This is a genomic window from Candidatus Effluviviaceae Genus V sp., assembly GCA_014728125.1.
Taxonomy (GTDB): domain Bacteria; phylum Joyebacterota; class Joyebacteria; order Joyebacterales; family Joyebacteraceae; genus WJMD01.
Genome location: WJMD01000117.1, coordinates 1 through 7,290, shown reverse-complemented (window position 1 = coordinate 7,290; position 7,290 = coordinate 1). Strand labels below are relative to the sequence as shown.

Sequence of the window (7,290 nt, the reverse complement as noted above, 5' to 3'; positions counted from 1 at the left end):
GGACGTTTTCGTCCATCACACCGCGATTCAGAGCGACGAGGCCTACAAGACCCTGAGCGAGAACGACCGCGTGCAGTTCGACGAGGTCGTCGAGGCCAAGGGCCCGGCGGCTCAGAACGTCACGGTCGTCAAGGACGAGCCAGAGACCGAGACGGAGACTGAAACTGAAACCGAGACGGAGACGGAGACGGAGACCGAATCCGCCTTCTAGTCTTCCAGGCAGTCTCATGGAGTGCCCGGATCGGCCCATTGCCGGTCCGGGCGCTTTCATGTGGGGGAGCATATGCGGCGGGATGGACCCAGGGACGTCGGCGGCAGGAGGAGACTCCGAACGCGCTTCGCTGTGTCGGCCCTCCTTCTGGTGCTCGCCGGGTTCGCTGCAGGCTACCTCGTGCACCGCGGCGGCCTGACGCCGTCACGCGTTGCCAGGCGCATGACCGGCGGCGGGCCGGCGCCGAACGCCTTCCGCGCTCCGGACGCGCGCGGACGCTGGCATCGCCCCTCGGCCGACCCGTCCGATCTCTCGGATTCCGAACGCGCCGAGTTGACGCGGCTTCTGACCGTCGGGTACCTCGACGGTTCTGTGCCGGCCCCCGACGCCACCGGCGTCACGGTGCACGAGGTCTCCCGCACGTGGGACGGGCTCAATCTGGTCGTCTCGGGTCACGAGCCGGCAGCGTTCCTCATGACGATGGACGGCGAGATCGTCCACTCGTGGTCGTGTTCGTTCCACGACGTCTGGCCCGAGAGCCGCGTGCCCGACGAGCGTCTGGACACGCAGTTCTGGCGCCGCGCGCATCTCTGTCCGAACGGAGACCTGCTCGCTCTCTTCGACTGGCTCGGACTCGTACGACTCGATGCCTCCTCTTCCGTACTCTGGTCCTATGACGGGGGCTCGCACCACGACATCGACGTGGCCGACGACGGGCGCATCCTGGTGCTCGACCAGGAGGCGCGGCTCATACCGAGGCTGGGGCGTGAGCGGCCCGTGCTCGAGGAGTTCGTCTCGGTCCTCACACCGGACGGCGAGCCGATCAGGCGCGTGTCGATTCTCGAGGCGATCGAGCGCTCTGACTACGCGCCGCTTCTCGAACGGCTGCCCGAGGGCCACGACATCCTCCACACGAACACGATCGAGCTGCTCGACGGGCGTCTCGCCGGCGAGCTGCCGGCGTTCGAAGCAGGCAACGTCCTCATCTCCATCCGTTCGCTCGACGCGGTCGCGGTCGTCGACCTCGAAAGGGGAGAAGTTGTCTGGGTGATGACCGGCATGTGGAACGCCCAGCACCAGCCTACGGTCCTCGGAAACGGGAACCTGCTCATCTTCGACAACCTCGCCGGCGACCGCCGCTCGCGCGTTCTCGAGTTCGACCCGTTAACGCGGGAGGTCGTCTGGAGGTATCCTGAACCCGGTGAGGGACTCCTGTGGAGCGAGACGTGCGGCTCGAACCAGCGGCTTCCCAACGGCAACACTCTCATCACGGAGTCCGACAACGGTCGCGCGATCGAGGTGACCGTCGAGGGCGAGATCGTGTGGGAGTACGTCAACCCGCACCGGGCCGGCCCTGAGAACGAGCTCATCGCCACGCTGCTCGAGGTGGTCCGGATCCCCTCCGACGGGGTGTCGCCGCGACTGGTCGCCGACGGCTCTGAACGCCGCGCTAAGACTCCGGACACGGAACACTAACTGGCTCTCCCGCGGGCCTTCGGCTATCATGCGCATGCATTGCACAGGCGCACCCGGGGGTCCGGTTCAGAGTGAACGCAACCGTGTCGGCAGGAGCTTCCGGACCCCCCGGAGGGCGCCGAGGCCGCCGGCCGACGGCGGCCGCAGACCAGCACCTCCAACGGGCCTGACCGCCTGGCACCCCCACGGGCCCGTTCTCCGGGAAGCCCCGCCTTTCGAGGCGGGGCTTCGTCTTTATGTTAGAATGAAGAGCAGGAAACACCCGAACGAGACACGAGGAGCGCATTCTGCCGGACGACAAGCACGCACGAACGCATCGTACGACCGCCACCCGCGGCGGGATGCTGAGACGGCGCGCCTTCAGGCTCGCCGTGTTCGCAGTGATCATGGCTTCCGCCGTTATCGCCGTTCTCGTCTCGAAGCCGTGGCAGTCCGACACCCCCGTTCCCGATGACCAGTTGGAGGAGTGGGAGGATCCGGGCGGCCGCTGGCACACCGGTGCGTGGAGAGGGTCGATACCGGACTCGGTCGAGCTCAGCGAGAAGCAGCTCGCCGAGTTGGAGCGGCTCCATTCCATCGGTTATCTGGAGGGGTCGGAACCCGCTCCCGACCGCTCGGGCGTCACGCTTCACGATTCACTCAGAGCGTACGGCGCCCTGAATCTCTACGTCTCGGGCCATCTCCCGGGAGCTGTTCTGATGGACATGGATGGCGAGGTCCTCCACAGGTGGGAGGCGAGCTTCCTCGATGTCTGGCGGGCCGCCCCCGGAGATGAGTTCCCCGAGCGGACGCAGGGCGCGGGATTCTGGCGCCGGGCCCATCTCTTCCCGAACGGCGACATCATCGGCATCTTCGACTGGCATGCCATCGTCAAGCTCGACCGGGACTCGAACGTGCTCTGGGCACGCTTCGGGGGATACCACCACGATCTCGAGGTCCTGCCCGACGGCAGGATCGTCACTCTCGTGCGGGAGGCGCGCATCCTGCCGCGCATCCATGAGGAGATGCCTGTCCTCGAGGACTTCCTGGTGGTGCTCGACGACGAGGGCATCGAACTCGAGAGGCTGTCGCTTCTCGAGGCCTTCGAGCGCTCGGCCATGTCGGACGTTCTCGATGATATGAAGCCGCACGGCGACATCTTCCATACGAACACGGTCGAGGTGCTCGACGGCCGGCTCGAGAACGAGTTGCCCGCCTTCGCGGCCGGCAACGTTCTCATCTCCGTCCGGGAGCTCGACGTCATCGCGGTCGTCGACATGGAGGAGGGTCGGGTCGTCTGGGCTCTCAGAGGCCCCTGGTCGAAGCAGCACCAGCCGACGGTGCTCGACAGCGGCACGATCCTGCTCTTCGACAACGCGCCGAAGATGAAGGCGTCCCGCGTGATCGAGTTCGACCCGGTCGGCATGGGACTCTCGTGGTACTACAAGGGCGACGAGCTCATGCCGTTCTTCTCACGGACGTGCGGCTCGAACCAGCGTCTTGCGAACGGCAACACGCTCATCACGGAGACCGACCGGGGGCGGGCGTTCGAGGTGACCCGCGATGGCGACATCGTCTGGGAGTTCGTCAACCCGGCCCAGACCGGGGAGAACCGTGAGCTCATCGCATCGCTCTTCGAGGTCGTAAGACTCCCTCGAGAGTTCGCCACCGGCTGGATCGAATAGGAGGGGTCCATGCGCGCAGCCGCACTCGCCGTTCCGATTGTGCTCGCTCTGGCTCTCCAGGGATGTGTCCCGGCCGGACGGCTCTCCGATGAGACGACGGCTGAGAAGGGGCCGGTGCCGGGCGAGGCGTGCGTCGTCATCGCCACCGACGGCGCATGGAGTTGGTTCGGCGGGCCTCGCGCGGTCTCCGTCGGTGGAGAGAACCCCAGGACCTACGTGGGCTGGGTGACCTCGGGTGGCGACATCCGGGTCGGTGCCTTCGACCACGAGACCGGCAGCGTCGAAACGGCGCTGCTCCACGACGATTTCCAGGCGGACGACCACGCCAATCCGACGCTCCTCGTCGACGAGGAGGAGCGCCTGATGGCCTTCTACTCAGGACATCGAGGCCGCTGGACCATCTACCGGCAGACCCTGAGACCCCACGATCTGGAGGACTGGACGCGGGAGCGCGCCGCCGGCCCCTTCACGAACGACGTCAGGGGCTATACTTACCCGAGCCCGGTGCAGCTCGAGTCCCGCGGAGACAGTGTACTCGTCTTCTGGAGGGGCCCCGGATACGATGCGGCGTTCGCCGCGTCCGGGGACGACAGGCACTGGACGCCCGGTCGGACCGTTCTCGAAGGGGCCGGGCAGCTCTACTTCCGCGTCGCGTCCGATACCGCGGGCGCGGTTCACGTCGCCTTCAACGACGGGCACCCGCGAACGACGTCGGACAACGGGGTGTCGTACGTCCGGCTGCACAACGGTGTCTTCGAACGGGCTGACGGCACGCCGGTGGCCGGGCTCGACGAACTCCCTGTCGACCCGTCCCGGGCCGACCGCGTCTACGACGGAAGCGGGCCCGACGGCCGCTCGTGGCTCTGGGACGTGGCCGCCGATGCCGCCGGCCGACCGGTCATCGTCTACGCCGTGTTCCCGTCGGAGGACGACCACCGCTACCGTTACGCGCGCTGGAACGGAACCTCGTGGGACGATCACGAGATCACCCCCGCAGGACGCTGGTTTCCCGACGTTCCCGAGACATCGAGCCGGTTCGAGCCCTACTACTCGGGAGGGCTCTGTCTCGATCACGGAGATCCGTCCGTCGTCTACCTCTCGAGACCCGTGGACGGCGTCTTCGAGATCGAGCGGTGGACGACAGAGGACGGGGGGGCAACGTGGGAGTCGACCGCCGTGACGGCCGGGTCGGCGATGGACAACGTACGCCCCGTCGTCCCGAGGAACGCACGTCCCGACGGTCCCCGGGTCATCTGGATGCACGGGGAGTACTCGGACTACCTGGACTACCGGACCGACCTCAGGGCTCGCTAGGATGACCTCGAGGAGGATGGACTTGACCGGCCGTTCGTACGCGACTACATTATTTCATGTTCAAGGCGTGGCCGTGTCAGGCTTACCGGCGGAAGCTGTGGAGGTGCAGGCCCCTTGCAAGCGCTCGGGGCCTTCTTCGTGGGCGTCCGCCCGGAGGAGCCGGCGACCACGCGGCGGGGGCGACCCCGCGCGGCGGACGGCCGGACCGTCGACTCTGGTGCCTCCGGCCTCAGGTTCTTCCGAAGGAGCAGGATTGATGCGGACGACCGGACGCGTGAAGTGGTTCAACGACAGCAAGGGATTCGGTTTCATCACGCCGGACGACGGGCAGGGCGACTGCTTCGTCCACTTCTCGGCCATTCAGACCGATGAGAGCTTCAAGACCCTCGTCGAAGGCGAGCAGGTCGAGTTCGATGTCGTGGAAGGCGGGAAAGGCCCGGCGGCGGAGAACGTCGTCAGGCTGGACGCCTAGAGGAACCGAACAGGGTACGACCGAAACAGGAGGGGGTCGCTTCGGGATGCGGGGCGGCCCCTCTCGGCGTTCGGGAGGACGATGATGGCGACATCCAGGAAGAAGGGGCCGCCGGAGGAGATCATCCGGTTTGCGCCGGGAGACCGGCTGGCGGGAAAGTACGAGGTCGTCGGCTCGCTCGGCTCGGGCTGGGAGGGGCAGGTCTATCTCGTGAAGGAGCTGGCGACCGGCATTGAGCGCGCGGCCAAGTTCTTCCTGCCCCGCAGGAATCCCGGGAACCGGACGCTCGTCTACCATGCGAAGAAGCTCCACCGCCTCAGACACTGCCCGATCGTGATCCAGTACCACACTCAGGAGACCCTCGTCCGGGACGGATACAGCCTGACGTTCCTCGTGTCCGAGTTCGTCGAGGGCGAGCTCCTGAGCGAGTTCCTCAAGCGTCAGCCCGGTCGGCGGCTCCAGGCCTTCGAGGCTCTCCATCTCCTGCACTGTCTCGCAACCGGCATCGAGTGTATCCACCGCATGCGCGACTACCACGGGGACCTTCACGTCGACAACATCATCATCAACCGTCGCGGGCTGGGGTTCGACGTCAAGCTCGTCGACGTCTACCAGTGGGACCCGCCGAAGCACGAGAACATCCAGGAGGACGTCTTCGATCTCATCCGCGTGTTCTACGACGCCCTGGGTGGACGACGCCACTACGCGAAGCAGCCGCAGGAGGTCCGGGACATATGCTGTGGCCTCAAGCGAACGCTGATCGCCAGGAAGTTCCGCACGGCCGGGCAGCTGAGGGAGCGACTCGAGCGGATCCGCTGGGAGACGCGATAAGCCAGGAGCGCCGTGCCGCACGTGCTGAGACGAGACGAGGGCCCGCCGGTCGGCGGGCCCTCGTTTCGTCGTTGAGCGCTCCGGTGAAGCGGCGTCGGAACGCGGTCGCTAGCCCTCCTGGGCCTTGGCCCTTGCCGCGTCCTTCAGCTCCTCGTTCGCCATGACGGCGACCTCGACGCGCCGGTTCTGCTGCTTGCCGTCGACGGTGCTGTTGTCGGCGACCGGCTGTGTCTCGCCGTACCACGTGACGGACATCCTGCGCATGTCGACGCCGTGCTGCGCCAGGTAGTTCGCTACCGAGCGGGCACGCCTCTCGGAGAGGTCCAGGTTGTACTGGTCCGGGCCGTCGGAGTCGGTATGTCCCTCGAGCAGGATGTTCGTGTCCTCGTACTTCTGGAAGATCCCCGCCAGCTCAGTGAGGTTCTCCTCTGCGACCGGCCGGAGCGCCGCGCTGTCCACATCGAAGAGGATCCCTGAGTCGAAGGTGATCTTGATTCCCTCCCCGACGCGCGTGACCGTTGCGCCGTCGAGGTCCTCTCGCATCTCCTCCGCCTGGTCGTCCATGTAGTTGCCGATCACGCCCCCCGCCGCGCCGCCGACGACCGCTCCGAGGATGGCGCCGAGCGCCGTGTTGTCGTTGTGGCTGCCGATCGCGCCTCCGACGGCGGCTCCCGCACCGGCGCCGGCCAGCACGCCCTTGTCCCGGTTGCTCATCGACGCACATCCTGCAAGTGCGGCGATCATCGCAACCACCAGAACAACCCCGAGCACCTTCTTCATTCGGCTACCCTCCGTTCGGGTGAGACATCCCTGTCATTCGCTACCGACCTCAGAATAGGTTCGGGGTCGAACGATGTCAAGGAGTCTCAAAGGTGACCTGGGGCCGCATGGTTGACTTTCCGCGCGGCGCCCGCGATGCTCGGTGTTCACCGACCGCAAGCACGGGAGGGTGCTTCATGTTCACGGCCGCCACGATCATCACGGGCATCATCATCTTCGCGGCGAGGGTCATCGACGTCAGTCTGGGGACCCTGCGTACCATCAGCACGGTGCAGGGAAGGACGCGTGCGGCGTTCATCCTGGGGTTCATCGAGATCAGCATGTGGCTGGCCGTCATCACGACGATCGTCGGCGACGTGGCCGAGCGTCCCGTGCTCGGTCTCTTCTACGCTCTCGGATTCTCGACCGGCAACGTCGTCGGCATTCTGCTGGAGAGACGACTCGCCTTCGGTCACGTGCTGCTGCGCATCTTCACAGTCAAGGGAGAGCTCGTCGCCAGGGTGCTCCGCAAGCGGGGGTACGGTGTCACCACCTTCGAGGGG

At 66.4% G+C, this 7,290-nt stretch carries 8 protein-coding genes; 7 read left to right on the top strand and 1 reads right to left on the bottom strand.

Translation table 11 applies throughout. The features are described 5' to 3' along the window. The 6 genes from GF405_07355 to GF405_07330 form a co-directional block, all read left to right on the top strand. Positions 1-211 (top strand): hypothetical protein (locus GF405_07355; GenBank protein ID MBD3367972.1); only part of this gene is annotated, 211 nt, incomplete at its 5' end. A gap of 72 nt (positions 212-283) precedes the next feature. Then, positions 284-1,687, top strand: a complete 1,404-nt coding sequence (locus GF405_07350) for a hypothetical protein (protein MBD3367971.1) — start codon at positions 284-286, stop codon at positions 1,685-1,687. 341 nt (positions 1,688-2,028) lie between these two features. Then, entirely contained in the window at positions 2,029-3,351 is a 1,323-nt protein-coding gene (locus GF405_07345; GenBank protein MBD3367970.1) for a hypothetical protein, read from the top strand. Between the two features lie 9 nt (positions 3,352-3,360). Further along, positions 3,361-4,665: a hypothetical protein gene (locus tag GF405_07340; GenBank protein ID MBD3367969.1), complete on the top strand. Its 1,305-nt coding sequence runs from the start codon at positions 3,361-3,363 to the stop codon at positions 4,663-4,665. Positions 4,666-4,921: 256 nt separating this feature from the next. Continuing rightward, a complete protein-coding gene (locus tag GF405_07335; protein MBD3367968.1) occupies positions 4,922-5,137 on the top strand; it encodes a cold-shock protein in 216 nt (71 codons plus the stop codon). A gap of 84 nt (positions 5,138-5,221) precedes the next feature. Continuing rightward, a complete protein-coding gene (locus GF405_07330) occupies positions 5,222-5,968 on the top strand; it encodes a protein kinase (protein MBD3367967.1) in 747 nt (248 codons plus the stop codon). A 108-nt stretch (positions 5,969-6,076) separates the two neighbouring features. Here GF405_07330 and GF405_07325 read toward each other — a convergent pair whose 3' ends face one another. Further along, positions 6,077-6,748 (bottom strand): OmpA family protein, encoded by a 672-nt coding sequence (locus tag GF405_07325; protein ID MBD3367966.1) that lies wholly within the window; start codon positions 6,746-6,748, stop codon positions 6,077-6,079. Between the two features lie 176 nt (positions 6,749-6,924). On the opposite strand from GF405_07325, the gene GF405_07320 reads away from it, so the two are divergent. Beyond that, on the top strand, positions 6,925-7,290 hold a 366-nt coding region (locus GF405_07320), incomplete at its 3' end, for a hypothetical protein (GenBank protein MBD3367965.1).

Excerpts from the sequence above, each read along its gene's own strand:
- GF405_07350 (MBD3367971.1), top strand. The coding sequence starts at position 284 with ATGCGGCGGGATGGACCCAGGGACGTCGGCGGCAGGAGGAGACTCCGA.
- GF405_07345 (MBD3367970.1), top strand. The coding sequence starts at position 2,029 with ATGCTGAGACGGCGCGCCTTCAGGCTCGCCGTGTTCGCAGTGATCATG.
- GF405_07340 (MBD3367969.1), top strand. The coding sequence starts at position 3,361 with ATGCGCGCAGCCGCACTCGCCGTTCCGATTGTGCTCGCTCTGGCTCTC.
- GF405_07335 (MBD3367968.1), top strand. The coding sequence starts at position 4,922 with ATGCGGACGACCGGACGCGTGAAGTGGTTCAACGACAGCAAGGGATTC.
- GF405_07330 (MBD3367967.1), top strand. The coding sequence starts at position 5,222 with ATGGCGACATCCAGGAAGAAGGGGCCGCCGGAGGAGATCATCCGGTTT.
- GF405_07325 (MBD3367966.1), bottom strand. The coding sequence starts at position 6,748 with ATGAAGAAGGTGCTCGGGGTTGTTCTGGTGGTTGCGATGATCGCCGCA.